Origin of the sequence: Thermogemmata fonticola, assembly GCF_013694095.1 — a bacterium.
GTDB lineage: Bacteria > Planctomycetota > Planctomycetia > Gemmatales > Gemmataceae > Thermogemmata > Thermogemmata fonticola.
Genome location: NZ_JACEFB010000001.1, coordinates 170,067 through 194,166 on the forward strand (window position 1 = coordinate 170,067; position 24,100 = coordinate 194,166).

The 24,100-nt window shown below is 63.3% G+C and carries 26 protein-coding genes and 1 tRNA gene; 18 read left to right on the forward strand and 9 right to left on the reverse strand.

The genetic code is table 11. The features are described from left to right. Positions 1-4: 4 nt before the first annotated feature. On the reverse strand, positions 5-859 hold the full coding sequence (locus H0921_RS00620) for a hypothetical protein (protein ID WP_194536095.1): 855 nt from the start codon (positions 857-859) through the stop codon (positions 5-7). A 235-nt stretch (positions 860-1,094) separates the two neighbouring features. Here H0921_RS00620 and H0921_RS00625 point away from each other — a divergent pair, with 235 nt between their 5' ends. Next, positions 1,095-3,824 (forward strand): WD40/YVTN/BNR-like repeat-containing protein, encoded by a 2,730-nt coding sequence (locus H0921_RS00625; protein WP_194536096.1) that lies wholly within the window; start codon positions 1,095-1,097, stop codon positions 3,822-3,824. A 178-nt stretch (positions 3,825-4,002) separates the two neighbouring features. Here the strand turns inward: H0921_RS00625 and H0921_RS00630 are convergent. The 6 genes from H0921_RS00630 to H0921_RS00655 all read right to left on the reverse strand — a co-directional run bounded on the left by H0921_RS00630 (position 4,003) and on the right by H0921_RS00655 (position 7,581). Beyond that, a tRNA-Ser gene (locus H0921_RS00630) sits at positions 4,003-4,079 on the reverse strand. A gap of 72 nt (positions 4,080-4,151) precedes the next feature. After that, positions 4,152-5,420 (reverse strand): tyrosine-type recombinase/integrase, encoded by a 1,269-nt coding sequence (locus tag H0921_RS00635; RefSeq protein WP_194536097.1) that lies wholly within the window; start codon positions 5,418-5,420, stop codon positions 4,152-4,154. 68 nt (positions 5,421-5,488) lie between these two features. Further along, positions 5,489-5,776 carry a helix-turn-helix transcriptional regulator gene (locus tag H0921_RS00640; protein WP_194536098.1) on the reverse strand — a complete coding sequence of 96 codons (288 nt, stop codon included), beginning with the start codon at positions 5,774-5,776 and terminating at the stop codon, positions 5,489-5,491. Continuing rightward, positions 5,770-6,012 (reverse strand): hypothetical protein, encoded by a 243-nt coding sequence (locus tag H0921_RS00645; protein WP_194536099.1) that lies wholly within the window; start codon positions 6,010-6,012, stop codon positions 5,770-5,772. The genes H0921_RS00640 and H0921_RS00645 overlap by 7 nt, the downstream gene beginning before the upstream one ends. A gap of 88 nt (positions 6,013-6,100) precedes the next feature. Then, complete coding sequence (locus H0921_RS00650; RefSeq protein ID WP_194536100.1) at positions 6,101-7,264, reverse strand: hypothetical protein; 1,164 nt, start codon at positions 7,262-7,264, stop codon at positions 6,101-6,103. A gap of 74 nt (positions 7,265-7,338) precedes the next feature. Continuing rightward, positions 7,339-7,581, reverse strand: coding sequence for a hypothetical protein (locus H0921_RS00655; protein WP_194536101.1), 243 nt, complete (start codon positions 7,579-7,581; stop codon positions 7,339-7,341). A 136-nt stretch (positions 7,582-7,717) separates the two neighbouring features. Here H0921_RS00655 and H0921_RS00660 point away from each other — a divergent pair, with 136 nt between their 5' ends. From H0921_RS00660 to H0921_RS00740, 17 genes are all read left to right on the forward strand, one after another. Further along, positions 7,718-8,056 (forward strand): hypothetical protein, encoded by a 339-nt coding sequence (locus tag H0921_RS00660; RefSeq protein ID WP_194536102.1) that lies wholly within the window; start codon positions 7,718-7,720, stop codon positions 8,054-8,056. Between the two features lies 1 nt (position 8,057). Beyond that, the gene (locus tag H0921_RS00665) at positions 8,058-10,637 is read left to right on the forward strand and encodes a DNA polymerase (protein ID WP_194536103.1); all 2,580 of its coding nucleotides are present in this window, start codon (positions 8,058-8,060) and stop codon (positions 10,635-10,637) included. Positions 10,638-10,870: 233 nt separating this feature from the next. Beyond that, positions 10,871-11,245, forward strand: coding sequence for a hypothetical protein (locus tag H0921_RS00670; RefSeq protein WP_194536104.1), 375 nt, complete (start codon positions 10,871-10,873; stop codon positions 11,243-11,245). A 169-nt stretch (positions 11,246-11,414) separates the two neighbouring features. Then, a complete protein-coding gene (locus H0921_RS00675) occupies positions 11,415-11,837 on the forward strand; it encodes a DUF6908 domain-containing protein (protein ID WP_194536105.1) in 423 nt (140 codons plus the stop codon). A 102-nt stretch (positions 11,838-11,939) separates the two neighbouring features. Beyond that, positions 11,940-12,200 carry a hypothetical protein gene (locus H0921_RS00680; protein ID WP_194536106.1) on the forward strand — a complete coding sequence of 87 codons (261 nt, stop codon included), beginning with the start codon at positions 11,940-11,942 and terminating at the stop codon, positions 12,198-12,200. An 82-nt stretch (positions 12,201-12,282) separates the two neighbouring features. After that, positions 12,283-12,552, forward strand: coding sequence for a hypothetical protein (locus H0921_RS00685; RefSeq protein WP_194536107.1), 270 nt, complete (start codon positions 12,283-12,285; stop codon positions 12,550-12,552). Positions 12,553-12,724: 172 nt separating this feature from the next. Then, positions 12,725-12,985, forward strand: a complete 261-nt coding sequence (locus tag H0921_RS00690; RefSeq protein ID WP_194536106.1) for a hypothetical protein — start codon at positions 12,725-12,727, stop codon at positions 12,983-12,985. An 82-nt stretch (positions 12,986-13,067) separates the two neighbouring features. After that, entirely contained in the window at positions 13,068-13,337 is a 270-nt protein-coding gene (locus H0921_RS00695) for a hypothetical protein (protein WP_194536107.1), read from the forward strand. Positions 13,338-13,690: 353 nt separating this feature from the next. Then, positions 13,691-14,122 carry a DUF5640 domain-containing protein gene (locus H0921_RS00700; protein WP_194536108.1) on the forward strand — a complete coding sequence of 144 codons (432 nt, stop codon included), beginning with the start codon at positions 13,691-13,693 and terminating at the stop codon, positions 14,120-14,122. Between the two features lie 26 nt (positions 14,123-14,148). After that, the gene (locus H0921_RS00705; RefSeq protein ID WP_194536109.1) at positions 14,149-14,544 is read left to right on the forward strand and encodes a hypothetical protein; all 396 of its coding nucleotides are present in this window, start codon (positions 14,149-14,151) and stop codon (positions 14,542-14,544) included. A 185-nt stretch (positions 14,545-14,729) separates the two neighbouring features. Continuing rightward, positions 14,730-15,524, forward strand: a complete 795-nt coding sequence (locus tag H0921_RS00710; RefSeq protein ID WP_194536110.1) for a hypothetical protein — start codon at positions 14,730-14,732, stop codon at positions 15,522-15,524. A gap of 46 nt (positions 15,525-15,570) precedes the next feature. After that, positions 15,571-15,759 (forward strand): hypothetical protein, encoded by a 189-nt coding sequence (locus H0921_RS00715; protein ID WP_194536111.1) that lies wholly within the window; start codon positions 15,571-15,573, stop codon positions 15,757-15,759. A gap of 89 nt (positions 15,760-15,848) precedes the next feature. Beyond that, on the forward strand, positions 15,849-16,991 hold the full coding sequence (locus H0921_RS00720; protein WP_194536112.1) for a DEAD/DEAH box helicase: 1,143 nt from the start codon (positions 15,849-15,851) through the stop codon (positions 16,989-16,991). 89 nt (positions 16,992-17,080) lie between these two features. Then, on the forward strand, positions 17,081-18,298 hold the full coding sequence (locus H0921_RS00725; RefSeq protein ID WP_194536113.1) for a DUF932 domain-containing protein: 1,218 nt from the start codon (positions 17,081-17,083) through the stop codon (positions 18,296-18,298). Between the two features lie 507 nt (positions 18,299-18,805). After that, a complete protein-coding gene (locus H0921_RS00730; protein ID WP_194536114.1) occupies positions 18,806-20,044 on the forward strand; it encodes a helix-turn-helix domain-containing protein in 1,239 nt (412 codons plus the stop codon). 62 nt (positions 20,045-20,106) lie between these two features. Beyond that, the gene (locus H0921_RS00735) at positions 20,107-20,817 is read left to right on the forward strand and encodes a hypothetical protein (RefSeq protein WP_194536115.1); all 711 of its coding nucleotides are present in this window, start codon (positions 20,107-20,109) and stop codon (positions 20,815-20,817) included. Then, the gene (locus H0921_RS00740) at positions 20,798-21,352 is read left to right on the forward strand and encodes a hypothetical protein (protein WP_194536116.1); all 555 of its coding nucleotides are present in this window, start codon (positions 20,798-20,800) and stop codon (positions 21,350-21,352) included. Before H0921_RS00735 ends, H0921_RS00740 begins: the two co-directional genes overlap by 20 nt. A gap of 9 nt (positions 21,353-21,361) precedes the next feature. Here the strand turns inward: H0921_RS00740 and csb2 are convergent, their stop codons facing one another. After that, on the reverse strand, positions 21,362-22,906 hold the full coding sequence (gene csb2 / locus H0921_RS00745; RefSeq protein ID WP_194536117.1) for a type I-G CRISPR-associated protein Csb2: 1,545 nt from the start codon (positions 22,904-22,906) through the stop codon (positions 21,362-21,364). Further along, positions 22,890-24,098 (reverse strand): type I-G CRISPR-associated protein Cas7, encoded by a 1,209-nt coding sequence (locus H0921_RS00750; protein WP_194536118.1) that lies wholly within the window; start codon positions 24,096-24,098, stop codon positions 22,890-22,892. Before H0921_RS00750 ends, csb2 begins: the two co-directional genes overlap by 17 nt. Positions 24,099-24,100: the final 2 nt, after the last annotated feature.

Sequence of the window (24,100 nt, forward strand, 5' to 3'; positions counted from 1 at the left end):
CTCTTCAGGCGGCGCGGCGTCGGGAGGATCGAGGCAAAGAGGATCGTGCACGGGCAGCAGAGGCGGAATCGGAGCCAAAACTGGCCTGAAGGGCTTCCCGGAGGGTTTGCTGGGGGTGCCAGCCAAGAGGATGCATGGGGGTCTCCGGGGCAAGCCTGTAGGGTTCCCCTGCTTCTACCTTGTCCTGCAATGTGTGCCATTCCCTCGTCGTGAATTGCCAACCGCTTCGGAAGGGCAGACAAATGGACTGCCGACGTGCTGTCACCTCCTGGGCGAGGAGGCGGAGAGCTAGCGCCGCATCGCTCACATACACATAGTCCCGCTTAACTTCTGGTCCCTGTTCTTCCTTTGAACCGCTCGTTTCCGGCCAATCCAAGGCTGACTCGTTTCGCTTCTCCTGGAGGTCTGTCGTGGTCAACGGCAGTTCTGGTCCGAATAGCTCCTCGACCTCGGCGATTCCGTAAAGGAGCGAAGCAGCTTCCAGGAATTGCCGGGCATACATGACATGGGAAGGCTGCTGGAGGGTGACGACAGGAAGCTCAGGGTGATAGCGCCGTACGGCTTGGACCAGAGACGATCCCATCGCGTCCGTCAGGGTGCCGAGGTGAAATAGCAGTGTCACTTCATGGATCGCCAACAGCGAGTAAAGTCGTGCCGAGTCTTCTCCGCGCCCCCAGACCAGTTGCAGGCGTCCCTGCTGAATTTCCGTCGCAAAGGCTGCCGCAAGAAACCTCTGACCCAGCAAAGCAACTAAGGTGTCTCCCGCCCGGAGCAACTCTCGCAGCAGGGATGGCCCCCAGAGGCTCTCGATTCCGGTGACCGCCACGATACGCTTCGAGCTGCTGCCATACTCCGGCATCCTTCTTCCTCCTTTGGTTTCGTTTGGAGATGCTCCCACTGTACCCTTCCCACACGCGACGGGTCAATTGCACCCCTGCCCATGCAGTCTGGTTGGCCAGAGCAGTTTTCCAGGATACACTCTCCCGCTTGATCTGGAAAAAACTTTACCCTCACGGTGAGAATAGCTATCCTGAAGGTGTTTCGCTGCGAGTGTCAGGTCTTGTCCACCCTTTCATTAGCCCGGAGACGCTGCCATGCTCCGCTTTCCTGCCGCTATTGTCCTGGTGACTTTCCTGAGCTTGATCGTTTACGTGGGTTCCCCGCAAGCTCCTGCAGTTCGCGGCCAATCGCCTGTTCAGAAGGCCCAGACGCCGGCGCGCCCCGTGGACCTGCGTCAGGTTTTCCTTCAGGGATTGCCAGCTCGCTGCATTGGACCCGCGAACATGGGAGGGCGCATCTGCGATCTCGCCGTAGTGGAGTCGAACCCGGATGTCTTCTATGTGGCCAGTGCAGGGGGCGGAGTGTGGAAAACTCACGACGGCGGGCAATCGTTTACGCCAATCTTTGACGATCAGCCGACCCAATGCATCGGGGCAGTCGCCGTGTGCCGGGACCAACCCCACGTGGTTTATGTGGGGACAGGCGAGGCCAACCCGCGCAATTCCGTGAGCTGGGGGTGTGGTGTTTTTCGTTCGGGAGACGGCGGGCGCACGTGGTTCCATTGCGGTTTGGAAGACACGCATCACATCGGGCGGATCGTCGTTCACCCCACGGATCCCAACATCGCTTATGTCGCGGCGTTGGGTCACGTATGGGGTCCCAATCGCGCCCGGGGCTTGTACAAAACCACTGACGGGGGGGTCACCTGGCAACACAGTCTCTTCATTGACGAAAACACCGGTTGCATCGACGTGCAGATGGACCCTCTCAATCCGGACATCCTCTATGCTGCTTTCTGGCCGATGCGGCGCGACGCCTTCTCCGGAGGCAGTCCGATCCGTCAAACGGGGCCGACTGGCGGCCTCTTCAAAACCACCGATGGCGGTAAAACCTGGAAAAAGCTCACCCGTGGATTGCCGGAAAATGTGGGCTACGGACGTTGTGGCATCAGCATCTATCGGAAAGACCCGCGCATCGTTTATGCCGTCGTTCACACCAGTGAAACCGCGGGCCAGAATAGCAATGTAGGCCAGTCCGCTACCCCTGTCGGCAAGGATGGCAAACCCGGTTCGCCTGGACCGATCAACCGAGGTGGTATCTTCCGCTCCGAGGACTACGGCGAAACTTGGCGCAAAGTCAACGACCTTGTCCCGCGCCCCTTCTACTACGGACAAATCCGCGTGGATCCCAATGATGATAAGGTGATCTATGTCCTCGGCGTCGCCTTTCATGTTTCCAGGGATGGAGGACGTACATTTCCGCCATTCCGTCACTCCATGCATCCCGATCATCATGCTTTATGGATTAATCCGAAAGATTCTCAACATATGATTGTGGGTAACGATGGTGGCTTGTATATAACCAAGGATGGCAAAAATTTCGAGGCCAAACGTGGATTGGTCATCAGTCAATTCTATGGTGTGGCTGTGGATTCCCGTGTGCCTTATCATGTGTATGGCGGCTTGCAGGACAACGGTTCCTGGGCGGGTCCCAGCGCCACCGTCTACAAAGATGGAATCACCTTGGCCGATTGGCGTCGGCTTTTAGGGGGGGATGGCTTCCAGGCTGCGGTGGACCCCGAAGACAACAACATCGTTTATGTGGAAAGCCAATATGGCAATCTCGTTCGTGTCAAGCTGGATGCACCACCGGGACCTACGGGAAAGGGAGCCAACAAAAGTATCCGGCCTCCCGGTGTCAAGCAAGATAAGACCCGCAAAGAACCGAGTCCCTATCGCTTCAACTGGAACTCACCGATTCTCATCTCTCCCCATGATGCGAAGACTATATACTACGGTGCACAATATCTCTTCAAATCAACAAATCGAGGTGATAGTTGGCAAAAGATCAGTCCGGACTTGACAGCATATCCACGTGATGGAAGCGTTCCGGCTCCCGGAGGGCATACCATCCTCAGTCTGGCAGCCTCACCGCGACAAGCGGGTGTCATCTGGGTCGGCACCGATGATGGCAAGCTGTGGCTCACCCGCGACGATGGCCGGACCTGGATCGATCTGACCGACAAACTTCCGGATATTCCCCGGCAGCGCGCCATTCCCAAAATTGAATGTTCGTATTTTGACGCCGGGACGGCCTATGTAGCCGTGGATCGCCATCGGAACGACGACTTTCGCCCCTACATTTTCAAGACCACAGATTACGGCCAGACCTGGACCGCTCTGGCTTCCAATCTTCCGCTGCACGCTGTGGTCGGAGTGGTCCGCCAGTCCTCTCGCAATAAGGACCTGCTATTCGCTGGCACCGAACGCGGCCTCTTTGTCACCTTCAATGATGGGAAATTCTGGTATCCTCTGCGCTGTGTCGGAATGCCGGCGGCTGTGCGTGTGGACGATCTGGTGATTCATCCCCGCGAGCGCGAACTGGTGGTAGCAACTCACGGGCGAGGTATTTGGATCATTCCCATCGCCCCGTTGGAAGAGCTGAAAGATGCTCACCTAACGGCGGATGCGGTTCTGTTCCCCTTCCCGGCCCCTGTACCGGTGATGGAGCGCCGTGATCGTCCGCCTCCGTCTGGTAAAGCGGCTCCCATACCGCGCGATGCTTTCGTGGCTCCCAATCCGCCGCTGGGCCCCGTGGCTGCCTTTTACTTGACTGGTGAGGGACCCGAACGAGTCAAATTCACCTATCAATCCCCGCAACACTCCGGAAGTGTGGAGATGACCATCCCTGGTCCCGGCCTGTATTTCCGGCCTTTGGGCCAACTGCCGCCGGGGGAGTACGAGGTGGCGCTACACGCACGCGGGGTCGTTGTCCGCCAGCCCTTACGGGTCGTGGCTCCACCACAAGCCTCGCCAGAACAATAAGGGATTAAACCGTTGGACCTCCCCACCCTGCTGAAGGAAAGCCGCGATTTCTTCGGAGGAATACCAAACCAACCTGGGGGAAAGACCTTCGGCGGGCCCGGGCCTCACTTCGGGAAACAGGACGGGGCGCTCGTCAGTCTGAATCCTCAGCTTTGGAACCGGCAAGGTGATGGGTCAACGGAAGGGGCGGGATTCGAACCCGCGGTGGGGCATAACCCCACGCCGGTTTTCAAGACCAGTGCAAGCACCCCCTCCGGAGCCGTTCTTCACCGTCTTTTTCGCACTTTCGGAGCCTTCCGGCAACCTCGGATACGCCTTGGGATACGCCTATGCGGGCTTATTCTTGAGGGCGGACAGGTCCGGCGTGGGCAGCCGCTGGGCCACTTCCGCCAGGCGGCCAAGCTCCCGGTGCGTGTACCGCTCGACGACCTGGGCCGTCGCCCGCGACAGTTGGCCACGCAGCCCGTCCGTCACGTCCGCCCGCTCCAGGTTGCTGATGTAGGTGTGCCGGAACGAGTGGAAGTCGAGCACCCGCCCGCCGTTCGCCTCCTTGCCCTTCCGCCCGATGACGATGCCGACCAGGGCGGCGTCCGCCCGCAGGAAGTCGCCCGCCCTGCCATCCTTGATCCAGCCGTCAGGCACCCACTCCCGCTTCTCGTTCTGCTTCCACCCGCACGGCCAGAGGAACTCATCCGGGGCGAGCTTCGCCGCGTACTCGGCCAGGACTTCCCGCAGCCCCGGCGGGATGGGCAGCGTGGCCCGCTTACGATTTTTCGTGAACAGGCCCGACAGGGTGACGAAGGCGAAGTCCTCGGTGAAGTCCTGCCGGCGGATGGCGGCACACTCGCGTGCCCGAAACCCGGTGCTGGCTGCGAAGGCGTAGAGCAACGCCCGCTGCCGGCCCGTCAGTCCGGCCAGCGGGGCTGCCCCGGTCGCGGCCTGAATAATCCGGGTCATCTCCTCCAGCGTGAACTCGCTACGGGTGTGTACCACGTCTCGCTCCTCGTCCACGTAGGTCACGTCCAGCCGGCTCAGGGAGTCCCGGTCGAGCCGTTCCGTGGTCTGGCCCCATCGTGTGAATGCCTTGATCGCTCGCTCGTGGTGCTTTCTGGTCTGGTTCGTTCGGATCGTCCCGTTCGCCTGGCAGCGGTCGAGGAAAGCGTTGACCATCTCAACAGTTAGCTGGTCGATGGTCTTGACGCCGCAGCCGGTGGTGATGCGGCGGATGCGGGCCATCGTGGTGTCCGCATAGCCCTCGCCAACCGCCTGTCGCCGGCCCCGCTTGCGGATTCTCCCGGCTCGCAGATCAACCTCGAAGGCAGTCAGGCAGGCTTCGATCTCTCGCCGGTCAGACGACTGTTTCTCCCTCTCCTGCCGCAACCGCACCAGGAACGGGTTCTCCAGCCCGACCTCTCCCCGCTCCAGCAGGTTGCAGAACTCCCGCAGGCATCGTTCGGCGTTCTTCCGGTTGCGGCAGCGGGTCGAGATGGCGTGGGAGCGTCGGCGGATAGGGCACCAGTACCGAATGAACCACACGCTCGATGTGCGGGTCGGCTTGCCCTTCGGCTTGGCTTTCGGTCGGAAAAGACTTGGCATGGTGGTCAGCCTCAAAAGGAACAAGGCCGGTGCTGCTCCGTGGGGCACCGGCCTTGTGACTGTCGAGATTACTTCGAGTCGCGGTCGCGTTGAGCCTTGACGCGGCGGAACGTGGTCATGTCGCCGCAGACGACGAACAGATCGATGTCCGCCCGCAACCAGCGGGTGGTACGCGACCGCTTCTGGCCGTTGGCGAGGCGGATGACCCCGACCCTTTTCGGCTCGGGTAGCAACCCGGCGTCGAGCCACTTCCAGACGGTCGCCCGGTCGATGCCCAAGCGGACCGCCACGTCCACGTCGGCCAACCAGTCGGGCATGGCCTCGGGGTCACGTCGTCGTACTGCGAAGGTCAGCATGTGGCGGCCTCCCCAGAGACGGTTTGGTGTGGCAGTGGGGCCTCGTCGGTAAAGGAATCGTCCTCCTGCTCGAAGATGGCCCGGAGCAGGCAGCCGAAATGGAAGGCCCGTTTCTCAGCCTCCCAGCGGTTGGGGGTGCCGAGCGGATAGAGGCGGTTGCGGTAGCGGTAGAACCAGTTCGTCAAGAGCCGCCGCTCGCCGGTGTCCAAGTTGATGAGTCGAACCTTGGTCAGCATGTGCTTCTCCTGTTGGTGAATGGGATTGGTTGGAAGAGGCGGGGCGGGGAAGAAACCTCCCCGCCCCTGCTGCTATGAACTTGATGGATCAGCGGGCCTTCGCTTTCGACCGCTTCACAGTCATCGGCGGCTGCTGCGGGGCCGGCGGTTCAGGCGGCTGAGTCTCGACCACGGGGTTCTTGGCTGGGACGGGCCTGCCATCGCGGATCGCTTCGAGGACGCTCCGCAAGTAGTCCCAGTCACCCAGCACGTCGTCGAGATCCTTCGGGTCCACTTCCTCGATCTTCTTGCCGAACAGGCCGTACAGGGCGTATTCCTTCGACCACTCGCTCACGTCGCCGATGCGGACGCCGGACTTGCCGACTCTACTGGCCGCCCCGTCGATGCGTAGGACGAGTTGCCCGTCCCTGTTCTCGATGCCCTCGTCGTCCTCCAGAGCATCGACCCAGGCCGACCAGTCGGTGTCCCGAAAGTAGGTGGCGATGCGGGCCTTGTCCTTGGTCTTCTTGTCCCACCTCTTCTTGCTGGACTTGATCTTGTTCTCCCAGAACTTGGCCTTGCCTTCCGCCTCCTGGTACTTGCGGGCGAAGGTGTTCCGCAGGGCGATCATCTTGTCGCGGTTCTCCTTGCAGGCGTCCACCAGCTTGCCCGCCATCCCCAGGCCGATGACGCCCTTCTGCACGGCCTTGTAGAGGTACTCGACCTCGGGGCTGGCGACCTTCGCCAGGCGAGACACGCGGCTCTCGTCGTAGCCGGTCAGCCGGGCGATCTGGGCCTGTAGGAGTTCCCCGGAGCGGATGAGCGACACCACGTCCTGCTCGGTCGTTTCGTAGCGGGCAAACTGGACGCTGACCGCACCCTCCAGGGCGGCCTTCACACTGTCCCAGCGGGCCATGTACTGCACGGTGATCCGTTCGTCGCCGTTTTCCTTGGCGGACTGGAGTCGTTGGTGGCCGTCTGCGATATAGACTGCCAGGCTGTTCGTGGCGAGCTTCTCGATGTAGACGCAGGGCATGTAGACCGGCCCCTCGGTCTTCTTCATCGAGTCCCGCAGCAGCGACAGGTCCGACGGGTCCTTGCCGCGAATCGTCACCAGGGCGGGGTGCCTTTGGATCAGGTCGATGGGCACGTCGAGGATGTGCCGGTCGCCGCTGATCTCGGCAATGTAGCGGATGCCCTGCGGGTTCTTCCACAGCAACTCCACGATGGGCTGGGTGGGCAGGGCGGGCTTGGCGTTGTCGGTCTTGGTCATCTCGGTCCTCCTATCGGCTGGAAGGGGTTGTGGGCCGGCGACCGTCGCCGGCCCAATGGCTTCCTGGTGATCGCTCAGTCGTGCTCATCTCCGGCCCACCCTTCGAGGTGGTCCTGGATGTAGTCCTTGAGTTCTCGGTCCGTCATTTGGGCGAGCAGGCTGTCAACGGCTTCCATCCTCCGGCGTTTCTCTCCCTCCCACTGCTTTCGCCTCAACGCCCGCTGCTCATCCTCGTCGGCGGGGCTGGGCTTGGGCGGTCGATCTTGCCGCGTCGCGTGGCTGGCTGCGTCCGCGGGTTCAGGGCGGTCGCTGTGCATGGTTTTCTCCTGCAACGCCACTTGAGCGATGGGGCATCGCTAACAACGCATTACAGCATACCTAGAGGGGGACTGCTTGACAATAGATGCCCCATCGCATAAAGTGAAACCTGCCGCACACGGGAGGGCTAAGGCGATGGCAGATCGGGACTTGCCGCGAGACAGAAAATTCGTGACGTTCCGGCTTTTGCCGGACGATCGAGAGTTGCTCCAGAACCTCGGGAGAGGTCGGGCCGACATCCCGGACCGTCACGCGGCCCTGCTCGAACTGGTCGGAATCGTGCAGCGGCAGGAGTACCCCGAGGAGCAGCCGGAACCGGAGCGGCGGTCGATCCGGCTGGGCATCCCGACCGAACTGGACGAGGCGATCAAGGCCGAGGCAGAGCGGACGGGATCGACCTACATCTCCCTCCTCTTGCGGGCTGCCCGCGAGTACAGGCGGCGGCATCCACTGCGACGGGGAAGGAGGGATTAGGGTGGAGAGCGGTTTTGCAACCCTGCCTGGCAGTCTTGCAATTTGCCAGAGTGAAACGGTGCATGAGGTCCCCGAGGCCCTCGACGTGGACCTGGCCGAGCTTCGTCAGGAGTTGGCCGGCTCGGAGCTAGTGGTGTTCGACTTCGAGACTTCGGGGGTCAGGCCCCGCTTCGCGGTGGTTGCGGGGATCGGCTTCTACTTCCCGGCATCGCGGCGAGTCTTCTACATCAACTGCAACCACGGCCTGCACGACCCGGACATCCCCCGCTATCCCGAAAAGAAGGTCGCCGCCGCGATCCGCCCCTTCTTCCGCGACCGGACCAAGCACGCCGTCGCCCACAACGCCACGTTCGATGTCCGCATGCTTTACCGCCTGGGGATCGACGTGCGGTGCCGCGTCTCCTGCACGATGGTCCTTACCCACCGACTCGATGAGAACCTACGGTCCTTCGGCAGCGGGCAAACCACGCACTACCACCTGCCCGCCGTGACTTACGGGTTGAAGGAACTGACCCAGGTATTCTTCCGCTGTAAGCCACCGACACTCCATGACGTGATCGGCGAGCGGAACACCTTGAACGCCCCGCCCCGGCTCGTCGCCGACTACTGCCGAATCGACGTGGTAAACACCTATAACCTCTTCAGCCGCTTCCATGCGGTTCTCGGCGTAGGTGACCCTCTGAACCCGTCGCCTCGCGACCTGCTGCGGCGGCACCTTGACCCGGTGTACCGGCTGGCCGCTGAGATCGACGACCCGAACAACTTGGTGCTGGCTCGCATGATGTGGGAAGGCGTCGGCATCGACGCCGCCGAGGCCGTCCGTCAAAGGGACCGCTATCAGCGGTCCATCCAGGCGTGCCGCGACGAAATATGGCGAAGCCTCAATGTCCGCTGGCCGCTCGAAACTCCGGCGAACGTGCTGCGGGTGATGCGGAGCTTGGGCGTCAAGGACGACCTGAGTTACGACCCCTTCGCCGCCTACCCGGACCCGAGCGTGGACTGGCGGGTATCGGTCGCCAGTGAAGTCTTGCTCGACGTTTACGAGAGCGTCAACGACCCGTTCAAGCGGCGGATCATGGCCCTGCTGCTGTCCATGTCACTCATGAAGCAGCGGCTGTCGGCGTTCCTCGACACCCTGCCGGCCAAGGCCCGCTACAGCGGCGACCGGCTCTACCCGGACCGCTTCGACAGCACGCTGGTGACGACACGGTTCTCGTCCTCGCCGAACCTCCAGAACCTTCCGGGTAAGGCCGACAAGGAGGAGGCTTGGCAGAGGGAACTTCCCAACCCGTGCAAGGAGTACAGCCGAACCCGGAACCTGTTCGTCGCCCGGCCTGGCTGCGTACTGGTGTCCATCGACCTCAAGGCCGCCGAGCCGAGGTACATGGCCCTCTTGTTCCAGCGGGCCTTGCGAAGCAGGAGCGAGGACTATCTGGATAAGCGTCGGCGTGCCCGTCGGGAGCGGCAGGAACGTTACCCGGACCTGATGGCCGCCATGCGGCGGTTGCAGGACAAGAGGCCGACGCAGCCCTTCGAGGTCCAGTGGCCGAACATCACCGACGACCCACTCTGGCGGGTCTTCAAGCACGGCGTGCCCACCGACGACCCCTACAACGCCCTGCTGATCGCGATGGACCCTGCCGGCCACCAGCAGGCCATCGCTCAAGGGTCCGAAAAGAAGTGGCTCAAGGACAACCGGAATCGAGGCAAGACGGCATTCCTGGCCTTTGCCTACGGGGCGTCCGCCGCAAACCTGGCCCCCCAACTCGGCTGGAGCCTGGCCCAAACGGAGCAGGCCATCCGCAACATTGAAACCTCCTACCCTACGCTCATCCCGCTGCGGCAACTGACCCTCCTGGAGATGATCCACCTGGGTCAGGTCGAAAACCTGTGGGGACGCCCCCGCCGGATCAACGGCTACTACCAACTGGCCCGGCCCGAGCCGGTCACGGTCCGCTTCCGGCTCCGGCGACCTACTCCCCGGTCCTACGTCGCCCGCATCATCCCCCTGGGATCGACCTCACCCGCCCTGAGCCAGAGCGGCAGCCTGGCGGGCGGTGGCGTGCAAGCATTCGTGGAGCAGTGCTACATCGAGTTGGAGGAGGGAGTTCGCGGCGAGGTCGTCTTGGCCGGCAACCCGGACGGCACACTGGCCTACGCCGCCCGGTCCGACCCGTTCGTGCGTGCCCCGCACTTCAACAACCCGCCGTTCCGCAACATCAGCTTCTCGCTCATCCGCTGGGTCGAGGACGGCGATGGTCTGCGGCGGCTATTCCCCCGGCAGGCCCACGCCTGGCGGATGGCGTTCAACTCGCTCTGCCAGGCGACCGGGGCCGACCACCTTCGCTGGATCATGAACAACGTGGACCGGGAGGTTTCCCTCAAGCCCCGATTCCGGGACTGCAAGCTCGTGCTGACCGTCCACGATTCGCTGGTCTACGAGGTTCCCGAAGAGAAGCTGCAACCGTTCGTGAAGTCTGCCCGGCAAGTCGCCTGCCGCCAGCCGCCGTGGGCCGACATCGACTTCAAAGTCGAGGTTGAGTGGGGCCGCCGCTTCGGCGAAATGAAGGAATTGCCCTAACCCCACGCGGGCACGCCCGCACGCCCGCGTGCGTTCCCATACTCTAGGCGGGTTGCCGCCCGGACCCGACATTCGGTCGGGTCCGGGCGGCAACCCGCCGCGTCAGCATCCGGCTGACGCCGCTAACCGCGATACCGAGTCTTGCCAAACTCCCGTGAAAAAGACTCGCTCCCAGCGAGGCAGTGGCACGCAAGAGCATGCCACTGCACAACTCTGACACGGGAGGGCTTCACATGGCGAAAACAGGCACCGTACACCGGGTCGTTCCGCTGCCCGAACCACTCCGCGAGGCGATGCAGAAGGCCCGCGATGCCAAGGGCGAGACGAACGCGGCGTTCGTAGCCGGGGCGGTAGCCGACCACCTTGCCCGCCTGGTCGAGGGGCTGGAGGCCCTCGGGTATGGCAGGCTTCGGGGGAAACGACGACCCGCCCGGCTACCGTTCTCGGAGGAGGCGGGGACGCTCCAAGCCTTGCGGGAGGCCAGTGACAAGGTACAAATTCCGGCAATTCAACTCCTGCTTCTCTGCCTGGCAGCGGCGACGACCGATCAGCCCGCGAAGCCGAAGCGGCGGGGCCGGCGGAAGGCTGTTCGCCCTGATGACGAATGACAGGCAGACGAATCGCTCCCTTCCGAGCGGCCAGTCCGCAGCCGATTCGCCCATCGTCGGCCAGGACCTTCACGCCGAAACCGCTCGCCGCCACACCCGACTCGGAGACGTGAGGAGTGTCTGGCCCCCTGCCTCTCATCGGTGCCAGTACGGCAAACAGGAGGAGCGGATGAACAATGTCAAACAGATCATTGAGCTTCTGGGCGGCTTCGAGCGGCTGATGCACGAGCCAATTCGGCTCACGGTCGAAGGGTTCATGCCCCTGAACATCGAGTACATCGGTACGGGGCCGCGAGGCGGCCTGCTCTTGTCCATCATGCATCACTACACGCAGCACGGCGACCTCATGCGGGACCCCGACCTAGTGGTAGAGGTCATCCAGGCCGAGGATCGGTGGCTGCCGGTGTCGTACCAGCAGGATTCGCTCGGGATCTACCAAGAGGCGGTCAGCGTCGAGGGGGAAAAGCTGGTCGAGCGGTCGCGGCTGGTGGCCGACCTGCTGCGATTCATGGGGCAGTGGGACCGGAACCTGGGCGAGCAGAGCTTCGTCGAGGCGGCCCGGTCGCTTGGCAAGTCGGAGTCGCCAGACTGAAATCGGGCAAGTTTTCGCCATTTTCCGGGCATTCTCGTCGCCGTCTGCCGCTTAAGACAGGGCCGCCCATTGGTTCCTTCGCCTTGAAAGGAGATGCAGACGATGACGAGTGCGATGCAGACGGTCCTGGAAGTGGCTGAGTGGTGCGACCGGCGAGGGCATCCCCTGCCGGTCCGGGTCCTGGCCGGCATCCTCAACGCCGCCGGGCACCGCACATCCTACGGCACGCCCTACCGGGGCCGCCGGGGGACGTACCGGCTGGTCAAGGCGACCTACCGCCGCCTGATGCAGGCCGGGCGGTCGGCGGAGGCGGCGATGGTCGCCCGGACGTTCACCCGCCCCAACGGGGCCTACGCCTACTGACGGCCAGCGGGTGATCTAACGAGCCGGGGCCGGGGGACAGCTTACCCCGGCCCCATCGCTTTCCTGCAGTTGAGCGTCACCCATGAAGCACGCGATCTACGTCGAGGAAGCCGAAGGGCAGAATCGGTCGGTCGTCCTCATCGAGGCCGACGATCCGCGAATGGCCCTCCACGCCGCCGCCGACCGCATCATCGCGGTCTACGCCGGGATGCCGCAGAACAGTGGCGTTCCTTACGGCAAGCGAGAGGAGAACTGGACGGGCTACCCGCACCCCGCCCTGATCGTGACCGCCTACGGCGGCGACCTGGAGCGGCTCACCGCCTGCACGCTCTGGGAGGAACTGAGCGACTGACCACTTAACGCCGCCCGGTTCGCGGCCACAAGCCGGTGGCCTTGCCGGGTATCGCTCCCCCGAATACTTGACGGCGGGCAGCCGCTCCCCGAAAATCAACCCTGGAAAGCACTGTCCCCGCTCGCGGGGGCGATCTGGCTTGGTTCCTTCGCCTTGAAAGGAGATGCAGACGATGACGAGTGCGATGCAGACGGTCCTGGAAGTGGCTGAGTGGTGCGACCGGCGAGGGCATCCCCTGCCGGTCCGGGTCCTGGCCGGCATCCTCAACGCCGCCGGGCACCGCACATCCTACGGCACGCCCTACCGGGGCCGCCGGGGGACGTACCGGCTGGTCAAGGCGACCTACCGCCGCCTGATGCAGGCCGGGCGGTCGGCGGAGGCGGCGATGGTCGCCCGGACGTTCACCCGCCCCAACGGGGCCTACGCCTACTGACGGCCAGCGGGTGATCTAACGAGCCGGGGCCGGGGGACAGCTTACCCCGGCCCCATCGCTTTCCTGCAGTTGAGCGTCACCCATGAAGCACGCGATCTACGTCGAGGAAGCCGAAGGGCAGAATCGGTCGGTCGTCCTCATCGAGGCCGACGATCCGCGAATGGCCCTCCACGCCGCCGCCGACCGCATCATCGCGGTCTACGCCGGGATGCCGCAGAACAGTGGCGTTCCTTACGGCAAGCGAGAGGAGAACTGGACGGGCTACCCGCACCCCGCCCTGATCGTGACCGCCTACGGCGGCGACCTGGAGCGGCTCACCGCCTGCACGCTCTGGGAGGAACTGAGCGACTGACCACTTAACGCCGCCCGGTTCGCGGCCACAAGCCGGTGGCCTTGCCGGGTATCGCTCCCCCGAATACTTGACGGCGGGCAGCCGCTCCCCGAAAATCAACCCTGGAAAGCACTGTCCCCGCTCGCGGGGGCGATCTGGCAAGGCCGTTCACACGGCTCCGGCTTTTGCGGCTGGGGGCGGGTGTACGGCCTTTTTGCGTCTCCGGGCCTTGCGGTCCGGGAAGACGGGAGGGGCCGTCCTGCCTGGGCCTTGCCAGTGCTTTCCACACGACGCAGGACCAGCGGACGGTCCCCTCCCACCATTTATGGTACGGCAGCCGAGAGACTAACGCCATTTGGAAGGGAGGGGTTCGCATGGCTCACTTGCCGCCGAAGTTTGCGGTCAAGCTCGGCCTTCAAGTCGTCGCACTCATCAGCTTCACCCTCCTGGCCGGCTGCGGTTCCTCCGTAGACCCGAAGCGAGCTATCGTCGGCACCTGGCAGGTGGGCGACACCGCCGAGTGGGTCTTCAACGCGGACGGAACGTCGGTGCAGAAGATGCTCAAGGACGGCAAGGAATCGAAAGGGACGTACAAGATCATCGACGGCGACAAGATCGACATGACCTCCGAAAGCGGCGGGCACGTGGTCCAGAGCCAGTACCGTTTCGACGGGAATGATCGACTCATCATCCTCATGGGCGTTTCGGAACGTCCGACACGAATCAGCGAAGCGGCTGGGGCAACTGGACCCCGCCTCCACGGCAAGGGCGGTGGGATCATCGTCAAGCTCAGTCGCAAGGGGTAGGGTTCAAACACAAGAGAGGGGTTCATATGATGCGATTTGGCTTCTCTGCAACTCGCGATGTTCGGTCGTCATTGGTCGGCTACTGTCTCCTCATCTGCGTCCTGCTGGTAGCCACCGGCTGCAGCAGTCAGTCGGGGAACGGGAAGGACGGCGGGGGCACGAAAGGCGGACAGAAGGGCCACGTCAACATGACGTTCGAGGAGTTCAAGAAGAGCCTGTACGGCGATAACTTCGATCCGAAGTCCTGGACGCCCCGGCAGAAGTTCTACGACCAGTTCGGCGAGCCGCTGAAGATCACGGACGTGGGCGACTCGACGTACCTGTACTATCAGTGCAAGGACGCCACCGCCCGCATCGAGTGCGGTAAGGGCGAATTCAACTACCAGGACACAATCCGGCCCCTGTCCGTGGACCGGCAGTAGCAGGATTACCGGCCCCAGACCGCACCTGAGCCGCTCGGCACATCTCCTCCTGTTGCGGTCGCCTTTCTGCCGCGACTGTCCTCCGCTCCCGACGCAGAATCGATCACGGCTGACACAGCAGCGTGGCCGATTCTGCGTCGTGGACGCGAAGGCCAAAGTGCAAGTAGATTGGCCGAGGAGGGATCATGCCTAGCTACCACGACTGGAAAGACCTTGCCGATGAGTGGGCCGCTCTGGGGGATGTCGCGACCGACGAGTTCCGGGATCGCGACCTCGAAATCCGCCCGGCCTGGGAGGACTTTGCCGCCATCGACAGGCAGGTACGTGATCTGACTGAGTCCGAGCAGCCGGCGAGCTTCCACGATCTGTGGCTGCTGCTCACAAAGCACCTGGAACTCGGCGACAAAGACGACCGCAGTCGCTGGGAGACTCGCTGCCTGGCCGAGTTGAGTTGGTTCCTCCTGCAGGGGAGCGATGACGCGGGCTTCCGGGTGTGGGACGCGGACAAACTGCGGGAACACCTGCGGCGGCTGAAGGCCCTGGACTTACCGGTACGGGAGCACGAAACGGAGGGCATCGCATTCGTTCGAGAGGCCATGTACTGGCCGGGGGAAAGCCTCGCCGCCTGGGAGCGGCTGATCGAAGTGACGGGCAGTGAGTCCAGCATGGAGGCCCTGAACGCGGCCCTCACCTCTCTGGCCCGGTCGCGGTGCTCGGACTGGCCGGAGGCGTCCATTGACGACAAGCTGTTCGGCTACTACTCGCTGACCAGTCCGGATGGCGGGGGTATCCTGATCGACCTGGCCCACGATTGGAATGCCCGGACGATGTGCCAAATCGGCTGGGAGTACGGGCCGGACTGGTCGGGCTATGAAAGCTGGTTACTGGATTACGCTGACCCCGACTTGCTGGCCGCGTTTACCGAGAGGCTGCGAGACGTGGGCCTCGACCCTCGGCCCCCGGAATGGCCGTTGGAGTAGTCTGATGTCATCGCCAAAAACACCAGACCCCAAGAAGCGTGTTTGCATGAACTGTGAGCACATGCTTTGGGGGGTCGCCCTCGGCGTGGGCGTCCGCTGCGGGCACCCGGCCAACAAGAAGGACGGCAAGCTCTTCAAGATTCCCTACCGCAACTACACTTGCGAGCACTTCAGCGAAAAACAGCCCCCGGAGCGACAGGACACCGGTGAGCCGGTCGAGCCGACCGGGAGTTGATTGCCCGTCGGAATGGTCCTGATTAACTGCACCCCTCCCCCTGACACATCGGCACCGAATCACGAATCGCCGATTGCAGGAGGAGAATCGTGTCAGACCTGGCAGCCGTCGAAACGATCCTGGGGCAGACCCGCATTGAGCCTCGGCCCTACCAGGCCCGGATCGTCGCCAAGACGCTCGGGATGTTTCTCGGAAGCCACCGCAACGGGGCCGGCGAGGTCGAGCCAGCGGCCCGGTCGGTGATGATCGAGTCGCCGACCGGCAGCGGCAAGACGGTCATGGGGCTCTTGGTCGCCCGGGCGTTGCAGGACCTGGCCGGAGTCCGCGTCGGCTGGGTCGCCATGCGGCGGAACCTGCTCCAGCAGGCCGAGGCCGAGAACCGGGCCAAGGGCATCGGCGTCGATCCCATCCGCTTCATCTCGATGTTCGAGAAGGACCCGCCTACCGACATCGACCTGCTGGTGCTGGACGAGGGGCACCACGACGCCGCCGGCTCGATGGCCCATTTGCACAACGTCATCCGGCCCCGCTGGATTCTCGGCCTGACCGCCACGCCGTTCCGAACCGACCGGGTGCAACTCTGCTTCGACAAGACGGTGAAGGACGCCGGCATCCATCGGCTCATCCAGGACGGCTTCCTGAGCCAGTACGACCACTACACCGTGCCCAAGTGGGACGTGGGCCAACTCGCCGACCTGTACTGCTCCGACCAGCAACGGTGGGGCAAGTCCGTGTTCTTCTTCCACTCAGTAGCCGACTGCCACGCCCTGGACCGCCTACTCAGGGAGCGGGGCGTCCGCAGCGACGTGGTGACTGGGACGAGCGACCGGGAATCACAACTCGAAGCCTTCCGGCAGGGCGACTTGCAGGTGCTGGCAAATTGCATGGTGCTGACCGAGGGATTTGACGACCCGAGCTTGCAGACCGCCTGGGTCCGCCCCTCCGGTCGCGGCCCGACGATCCAGATGGCAGGCCGTGCCCTGCGGAAGTGCCCCGGCCTGGAGGCCAAGCAGGTCGTCCAATGCAAGCAGACCCGACATCCGTTCCTCAAAACGGCCCGGCCCCGTCAGCAATTCCTATGGGAGCCAGACGGCTGGAAGTCGCTGACCATCAACCCCAAGATTCAAACCTGTGCCGAGAACGCATGCCGCGTCATCGCCCAGACGGTCGTGGAACTGCCCGCCTTCCTCCAGCAGAAGCAGCCTCGCCGCCCCCGCCGGCTGCGGTTCTGACGTGGGGAATCCCTGGATTTTACTCCCCTCCCCAGCTTGTCACAGCGAACCAAGGTTTCGGGGATTCCTTCTCGATTGGAGGTCTAAAGATGGTCGCTTCGGGCAAGCGTTTCGACTACACCTTCTCCGCCGTCAACGACCTAGTGGTGCAGACCAAGCAGGACGAGCGGTCGGGCCAGCCGGTCGTGGCCGCCGTGCTGGTGAACGGCGAGCCACTGGAGCCAACCGAGCGGTTCTGGACGAGCCTCTACGCCCGCTACGGGTTCAACGGCTCGGTCTTCAAGTATTTCCGGCATGATGAGGTCTTCGAGCGGATCGCCCAGGCCGAGTCCGACCGCCTGCGGCTGTGCGTCGAGCGGGACGAGGCCGGCGGCAAGAACCGGCTCCTGGCCGTCAGCAGCCCGACCAAGCCCATCGTCCGCCACGACGACCTGATGGACACGCTCACCCGTTACGGCGGGCAAGGGGTCCGCTACGCGGATGGGATCGTGGAGTCCACCCACGCTCCGCGAGCCGGGTCCGGCAGCTTCCAGATCGCCGGTGATGACTTCAGCAACCGTTTCGTGCTGGCCACCCCCATCGACGGGTACGGCCTGCCGAACGTCTACCTGTCACTCCTGCGGCATGTCTGCACCAACGGTGCGGTCGGCTACGCCAAGGCTTTCCGTTCCTCCCTCGCCATCGGCAGGGGCAATGACGATGTGAACTACTCCATCGTCCGTGCCCTGGATGGGTTCAACAACGAGGAGGGGTTCGCGGCCCTGCGTCAGCGGTTCGACGCGGCGGCGAAGTCCTGGGCCAGCGTTTACGAGGCCCAGAGTCTCTACAAGCACCTGGTCAAGCTGCTGGCCCACCGGCACGTGGGCTGGGACGGGGCGGCGTTGGTCGGGTCGGCGAGCATCGCCCGCCTGCTCCACGCGACCGAGGCCATGGCAGGTCAGGCCCCGCAGCCCGGCACCGGCCTGGACGAGATCGGCAGCCCGCTCCTGGCCGCCTTCCACCGCATGACGGGCGACACCAGCCGGCTCTATGGCCTGGCGAACCTCGACGCCCTGTCGGCCAAGCGGCAGCGGACGCTGCCGGTCCGGTGCAAGGTCTATGACCTGCTGAACTTTGCCAGCGAAGTCGCCACGCACCACGCCGACGAGTACGGGTCGCGGTCATCCCAGGCGTGGCTCGGCTCGCTCGTCAGCGGCGAGTACGACCTGGAGAACTCCTGCGACAGCTTCGACGACTTCCAGGCGTTCTTCCTGGACCGCAAGCTCGATGGCGAGACGGCCCTGGAGCTTCAGAAGGTCGGGGGCTGACTTGCCCGCAACAGCATCGGCCCCCGCAGCCTGACTCCTGCGAGGCGGGCTGCGGGGGCCGATGTCGTTTCCCGGACGCGAGCCTCGCAGCCGTGTCGCACGGTCTGGTAAGTCTGCCGGCGTTACTGATGCTCCACCAGCAAGCTCGGACAGGGGAGGCGTATTACGCGGTCATACACCGGCGGGATGGGTAAACTGGTCCCGCAACGTCCAGCCGGACACGACCGGGGCCGGCCCTCCTCGACTCCAACTTCCCCTTCTCCCTAACAGACAATTCGACTGGCCGCTCACGATAGCCGAGCGTGATGTTGGGTGGCCGGGTGCGTAGATACGGGCGGCGATAAGCCTCCGACAAAGATAGGTCGGCACTGAGCTTGTAGCGAAGCGAAATGGTGCCAGCCGACCGAGAGCACTCCCAGAAGGCGACTACGACCTGGCTACAAGCTGGCGGGCGAGGGGTGGCTCTTGGACCCTCGCCCGCCAGTTCGCTTTCCTGGGAGTCGCAGCATGTCCAAGACCATTCCACCGGCAGCAACTCGCTACAAACTCATCCGCGACAGCATCCTCCCGATTCAGCAGAAGTGGCTCCTTGAGGTCCTGAACCGTTACCAGGGGGCCAATGACACCTGCTGGGTGCGACAGGAGACCCTCGCCCGCGACTGTTCCTATAGCGACACGCGGCAGGTGCGACGACTACTAACGGACCTGTTCCGGCTGGGCATCGTCTCGATCACGTCGCCCAACGGTGCGAATCACTGCAACCACTACTCGATCAATGAGCCGGCCTTGATCCGTCTCCAGCAGAGGACGCTCCCTCCGGCGGACACGGAAGACCCTTTCGACCGGACACGGAAGACCGCCCAGGCGGACACAGAAGTCCGCCCACTCCGGCGGACACAGAAGACCGCCGGAAAACCCCTAACCCGTTCAGTTAAAACCCCAACGAAAACCGAAGACGGGGGCCGGGATGATCTTCGATCAGGGGAGGGGGGAGGGGGTGACTCACCCGGCTACTCTAGCTCCCCCAATCCTGCTCGGGAGGGGAACGCCTTCTCTGGCTCAAGAACGAGGGCCGCCCCTGATTCTGGCTCGCCCGACTCTGGATGGGATAACAACGCCCAACTCTCTGACTTCATCAAATACCTGCCGAGCGAGGAAGTCTACGCCAAGGTTGAACTCATCCGGCTCTCTGAGAATGACAACCCGATGGTCCGGTCCACCAGGGACCCCAACTCTGTTGCTGCTGGTCACGTGACCCTCATGAAGGAGATCGAGACAGAGAGGGGCCGCCACCCCGACCCCTGGGAGATCGCGGACGCCACCAACGACCAGGTGTTCAGGGGATTGAAGCAACTCTCCTGGGGCCTCCTCGTTTCCCGCAAGGTGTTGAAGACAGGGAGATCAGCCAGGGAGGAATTCAAGTATCAGATCGTCCGCCGGATGAGGGACAAAGACTACTGTACTTCTCCCCTGGGCCAGAACTCCGCCGACGCCCATCACCGGAGAATCGAGGAAATGAAGAGGGACGCGGCCCTGTCCGGCGACAATCCCTCCAGGCCCTGCGGCCTCTGGAGTGATACCGTGGAGTCCGGCGACAACCACCTGTCCGGTCCGTCTCTGGAGGCCAACCCAATCCGGAGAAACCACCGGCTAGAGACGCTCCTGGAGTTGAAGAGGCTTAACCCGGATGATTCTGAACTAGACCAACTCATCCGCGAGGTTCAGGAAGAGACGGCAGAGGAGTAACTCTCCTTCACCTTCCCTTCTGGGTTCCAAATTCGTCCCCTCCCCTGCCACAAAGATAAGACATGAGACTCCAGACGATCACCGAGGATGACCGAACCAGCCGGGTCCACCGGCAGGCCAAGAAGCTACTGTCGGGGCTGATCGGCGACCTCGTGACCGACCCCGCCGCCGTCTACGACCACCTGATCCGGGGCATCTCTAACGTCAACCAGTTCCTGATGGAGGACCATGACTGGTGGGACGAGTTGTTCGGCCTGCTGAGGCCGTTCGACCCGCAGGCCCTGGAAGGTTTCTACGAGCAGACCCTCCGGCACGTCATGGAGTTGGTTCGCGGGCGTGTGAAGAGAGAGTTCGACCTGACGGAGGGGCTTGTCAGCGGCTTTCTGGGCCTGCTCAGGAAGATCGCCTTCTTCGTCATCAAGGCCGCCATTGCCGGCCTGGTCGCGGACAGCGACGGCCCAGAGCCTGAGCCTCCGGCCTCGGTGACGGGAAGGCGACATGCCCGCAGACGGGAGTACATCGGTTACCTGAACCTCGTGGCGGCAACCCACTTCATGGGTCAAGTGCTCGACCACGCCGAGGAGTACCGACAGGGCAAGGCAAGCGAGAGGAATCACCAGAAAGGGGCACGCGATGCGGCTGGCAACGATCCGGGAAGAGAAGGCACGCGACGAGCGGTCGGAACGGTCAGCGGCCTCAACCCCCCGCAACGCCCAAGAGGCGGACGCCCTCTTCCGGAAGGGCCTTCGAGTGATGAGGACGGGGGACGATGAGGCGGCGTTTCGGATCTTCGACCGCCTGAGCCGCTACGAAGGAGAGGCACCGCCGGGCCTGGTAGACGGTGCCAAGCTGGGCCGGGACCTGCTCGACCCCGACCTGACGCCCACCGAGAAGGCCGACCAGTTCTTCGACCTCTTCCCCGGCAGGATCATCCACATTTATAACGCCGACCAGGGCGACGAGCCGGCGGGATTGTCTCCGCCAGATGATCGCGATGAGCCGGCACGGTCGGTCCTGCCGCTCGACCAGCCGACCATGACCTGGCTCACCCGCAACGACCTGTTCACGTCAGCCTTTCGCTCACTGGAGCGGGGCGACCTGGAGGAGGCCGACCGGGTTTTCGCCGAGTTTCTGGAGCGGACGAAGGACGACCCGTCCGCGTCCCTGCGAGCGACGGTCATGCTGGCCCGGAACGCCATCGAGGCACAGCGGTCGAGCCGAGAAAGTGCAACCGAACCGGAGCAGGTTATTTCGCGATGCCTTCATTCCCTGCTCAGCAGTTCTCGGCTCGAAGCCACATGCCGCTAGGTCGAAGCATCAAGTTGCTCGTCGAAACAACCCTAATCCGAAGTGACAGGAATGACCGACGCAAAGGGGACCAGGAACTGGCTGTCCGAACTGAAGTCGGAAGCGGTAGCCGGGTCGCATCCTTGTCCCCCGTTCCTCGGAACGCCGCTGCCTTTCCGGAGGCGTCTCATGGATCGTCGTCCACGTCGAGCCGCCTTCAACCCCTTCCACCAAGGGTTCTGGTAGCCCGAATCGCACGAGCAGTTTGCGGAGGCAGGCTTCGGGTGTCTCGCCTGGACGGCGGCGTCCGTTCCGCCGAAATCGCTGGCGGCCCGCCGGCAGGACGAACGGAGTAACCGACTGCCAGACCTGGGCCGGCGACCAGTAGTCTGCTGGCGGGGGGACCGAGAATGGGAGAACGACCAAGCGGATCTGCCAGTCCATACTCCCCCGTTCCCACGCCAGAGGTAGTTCGGTAGCCGCCAGAAAGGCGTCGATCTCATCATCCGTGAAGGGGGAGTTTCTCCAGCAGATCAAGCGGGTCGCCAGCCCCTCGGCGTCAGGGATGAGGGCGAAGAACGCCGTAGTCTGCCCATCCACTCGATTCCCCGCACCGTCAAGGCCCCGGATCAACGAAAGGGCATCGCGTTCCTCGTCGGTCAACTCCCCATATCGTGTGGTCCGCCTATCACTGACCTGAAAGCACCGCTGCCGAATTACCTCCTCGCGGAACCGCTCGGTCAACTTGACCCAATGAGCTTCCGGCGGGTAGACCCTGCCTCCAACAGCGAATTGGAGAACCCGAACATCAGGCGGATACCGCCGCCGTGTCATAGGAACTGGCCTAACAGGCTTCTTGGTGGGAATCGTCGCGTAGTACCACGCCGTACCTGGCGGAATCCGACGCTGCTTAAGCTGATCGCTGTCAGTGACGGCAAGCAGTGATTCCAGGTTGAGTTCTCGGTCCGGAATTGCGACAAGGACGGGGTTGCCAGTACCGGCAATTCGCTCCAGGCGACAGTTTGGAGTGATCGTCCGCCCGTCGTCCACTATCTGAAAGCGGCAATAGCTTTCGGCACGCCCGAAGTAGAGCAGCCGCTGGAGCACCTGAGATAACAGCCGCTCCTCTTGGGAGTCCAATTCGGTAGCTTCCCAGATCCAGTAGACGGGATCGAGACGAGTGATGACTCGGTAGTGGTCTTGCACCAGCGTGGTCCCGACTTGCTTGAAGCTGTAATCGAGTACCTGCTTCGCACTGCCGGGAACCTTCTTGTACTTGTACTGCTCCTCCAGACCGACCGGGTGGTACTGGTGAATCGCACGCCCCCGCCAAGTGTTCTCGGGCAGCCGGAAGCAAGGGGCTTGCCGAGCCAGCTTGGATAGGACTCGATTTCGCAAGGCATCGTCCGAGTCACCCGTCTCGCGACTATACTGAAACCAGCGAGCGGCGAGAGCACGGAGCAGCCGCCAGGGTGAAGGCGGCCACTCGCCGTAGGGGTCTTCAAACGGGTTCTGGTTCCAGCGAGTCGCATGAAACCGCCCGAGTGGGAAGGACTGTTCAAGCACTAGGGCCATCTGGCTCCTCGCTTTCCTCTTCAGGCTCGCCCTCGTCGGTCCCGGTCGTCGCATCTTCTTTACTCGGCTTGAAGAGGTCCCCGAAGGGGTAGTAGACGCGGGTGATCGGCTCGGCGGGGAACGTGGCGGCAGTAATCGCGGATCGAATGTCGATCAGCGGCAACTCCGCGGGAAGTGGCTCGTCGCCCTCCTTCTGCTCGTCGGTCGTGATCGAGACGTTCTGCATCTGCAGCTTGCAACCCGAACGGTAGGAGAAAGTCCTGCCGAGAAGTTGTTGAATCTTCCAGAGGGCGAAAGCGAGCAGGAACTCCTTCTGTGGGCGAGTAAGCCCAAGCGTCTTCTTCTCTTCTCCTTGGTTGACATCCCGGCCATAGGAGCGGAGCAGGGCCAAGTCGATGATGAACGTGGCCCGGATCTCTCGTGCCGTTTCCTCGTCCACGGCGAAGATCGGCTGGCCGGAGGTTGTCTTGCCGAGCCGGTCAAACTTCACGCCGGAGCGACCGACCCGAGCGGCCCCGATCGCTTCGAGATGAGCGGTCAGTATCCGGCTGATCTTGATCTGCTCCTTCGCGAACAGGACACCGTGAACCAGGGAGTTCGGATCGTACTTGAACAGGGTCTGGTAGATCGACCACCACGCTTCCGGGGGAATGAAGTACGTCTTGTCCTTTTTCACCTCGATGATCTGGAACTCCCTGCGGAGCACGTCTCGGAAACTGGACTCCTCGGGCCGGCTTCCCGCCCCCAACCGCCTCGCGTCGAGGAAGTAGTCGGAAGCGATTCGGTGCCCCTCAGTCAAACTGGTCGTGACGACGCGATCACGCGGGTCGTCGGGCTTCAGCGTCACACTCCCGCCGTTGATGGTCGGGTCTCGATCCGTCACACACTTGACGTAGGGAAGCCCCGCCAGGTCCGGGTTCAGGTCGGGGTCGTTCTCGCCGGCCAAGCACACCTGTTCCAGGTGGTTGGCCATGCTCGCCGGACTGTCCACGATGCAGACCTTCTCGGACTGCCCGTCGGAACGCGGGGCGTCGTAGATGACGTGGCCGACCTCGGGAAAGCCAGCCGGTTGGAAGCGGTCGAGGCCAGCAGCAACACCCATCTGGGCCTGGATAATCAGGCATACCGGGCCTTTGGGGTCCAGCAGCTTGTGCTTCGTCGAAAGCTCGGAGATTTTCACGGCTGTCGGCATAG

Coding starts and splice junctions, on each gene's coding strand:
- H0921_RS00620 (WP_194536095.1), bottom strand. CDS start 859: ATGCCGGAGTATGGCAGCAGCTCGAAGCGTATCGTGGCGGTCACCGGA.
- H0921_RS00625 (WP_194536096.1), top strand. CDS start 1,095: ATGCTCCGCTTTCCTGCCGCTATTGTCCTGGTGACTTTCCTGAGCTTG.
- H0921_RS00635 (WP_194536097.1), bottom strand. CDS start 5,420: ATGCCAAGTCTTTTCCGACCGAAAGCCAAGCCGAAGGGCAAGCCGACC.
- H0921_RS00640 (WP_194536098.1), bottom strand. CDS start 5,776: ATGCTGACCTTCGCAGTACGACGACGTGACCCCGAGGCCATGCCCGAC.
- H0921_RS00645 (WP_194536099.1), bottom strand. CDS start 6,012: ATGCTGACCAAGGTTCGACTCATCAACTTGGACACCGGCGAGCGGCGG.
- H0921_RS00650 (WP_194536100.1), bottom strand. CDS start 7,264: ATGACCAAGACCGACAACGCCAAGCCCGCCCTGCCCACCCAGCCCATC.
- H0921_RS00655 (WP_194536101.1), bottom strand. CDS start 7,581: ATGCACAGCGACCGCCCTGAACCCGCGGACGCAGCCAGCCACGCGACG.
- H0921_RS00660 (WP_194536102.1), top strand. CDS start 7,718: ATGGCAGATCGGGACTTGCCGCGAGACAGAAAATTCGTGACGTTCCGG.
- H0921_RS00670 (WP_194536104.1), top strand. CDS start 10,871: ATGGCGAAAACAGGCACCGTACACCGGGTCGTTCCGCTGCCCGAACCA.
- H0921_RS00675 (WP_194536105.1), top strand. CDS start 11,415: ATGAACAATGTCAAACAGATCATTGAGCTTCTGGGCGGCTTCGAGCGG.
- H0921_RS00680 (WP_194536106.1), top strand. CDS start 11,940: ATGACGAGTGCGATGCAGACGGTCCTGGAAGTGGCTGAGTGGTGCGAC.
- H0921_RS00685 (WP_194536107.1), top strand. CDS start 12,283: ATGAAGCACGCGATCTACGTCGAGGAAGCCGAAGGGCAGAATCGGTCG.
- H0921_RS00690 (WP_194536106.1), top strand. CDS start 12,725: ATGACGAGTGCGATGCAGACGGTCCTGGAAGTGGCTGAGTGGTGCGAC.
- H0921_RS00695 (WP_194536107.1), top strand. CDS start 13,068: ATGAAGCACGCGATCTACGTCGAGGAAGCCGAAGGGCAGAATCGGTCG.
- H0921_RS00700 (WP_194536108.1), top strand. CDS start 13,691: ATGGCTCACTTGCCGCCGAAGTTTGCGGTCAAGCTCGGCCTTCAAGTC.
- H0921_RS00705 (WP_194536109.1), top strand. CDS start 14,149: ATGATGCGATTTGGCTTCTCTGCAACTCGCGATGTTCGGTCGTCATTG.
- H0921_RS00710 (WP_194536110.1), top strand. CDS start 14,730: ATGCCTAGCTACCACGACTGGAAAGACCTTGCCGATGAGTGGGCCGCT.
- H0921_RS00715 (WP_194536111.1), top strand. CDS start 15,571: ATGAACTGTGAGCACATGCTTTGGGGGGTCGCCCTCGGCGTGGGCGTC.
- H0921_RS00725 (WP_194536113.1), top strand. CDS start 17,081: ATGGTCGCTTCGGGCAAGCGTTTCGACTACACCTTCTCCGCCGTCAAC.
- H0921_RS00730 (WP_194536114.1), top strand. CDS start 18,806: ATGTCCAAGACCATTCCACCGGCAGCAACTCGCTACAAACTCATCCGC.
- H0921_RS00735 (WP_194536115.1), top strand. CDS start 20,107: ATGAGACTCCAGACGATCACCGAGGATGACCGAACCAGCCGGGTCCAC.
- H0921_RS00740 (WP_194536116.1), top strand. CDS start 20,798: ATGAGGACGGGGGACGATGAGGCGGCGTTTCGGATCTTCGACCGCCTG.
- csb2 (WP_194536117.1), bottom strand. CDS start 22,906: ATGGCCCTAGTGCTTGAACAGTCCTTCCCACTCGGGCGGTTTCATGCG.
- H0921_RS00750 (WP_194536118.1), bottom strand. CDS start 24,098: ATGCCGACAGCCGTGAAAATCTCCGAGCTTTCGACGAAGCACAAGCTG.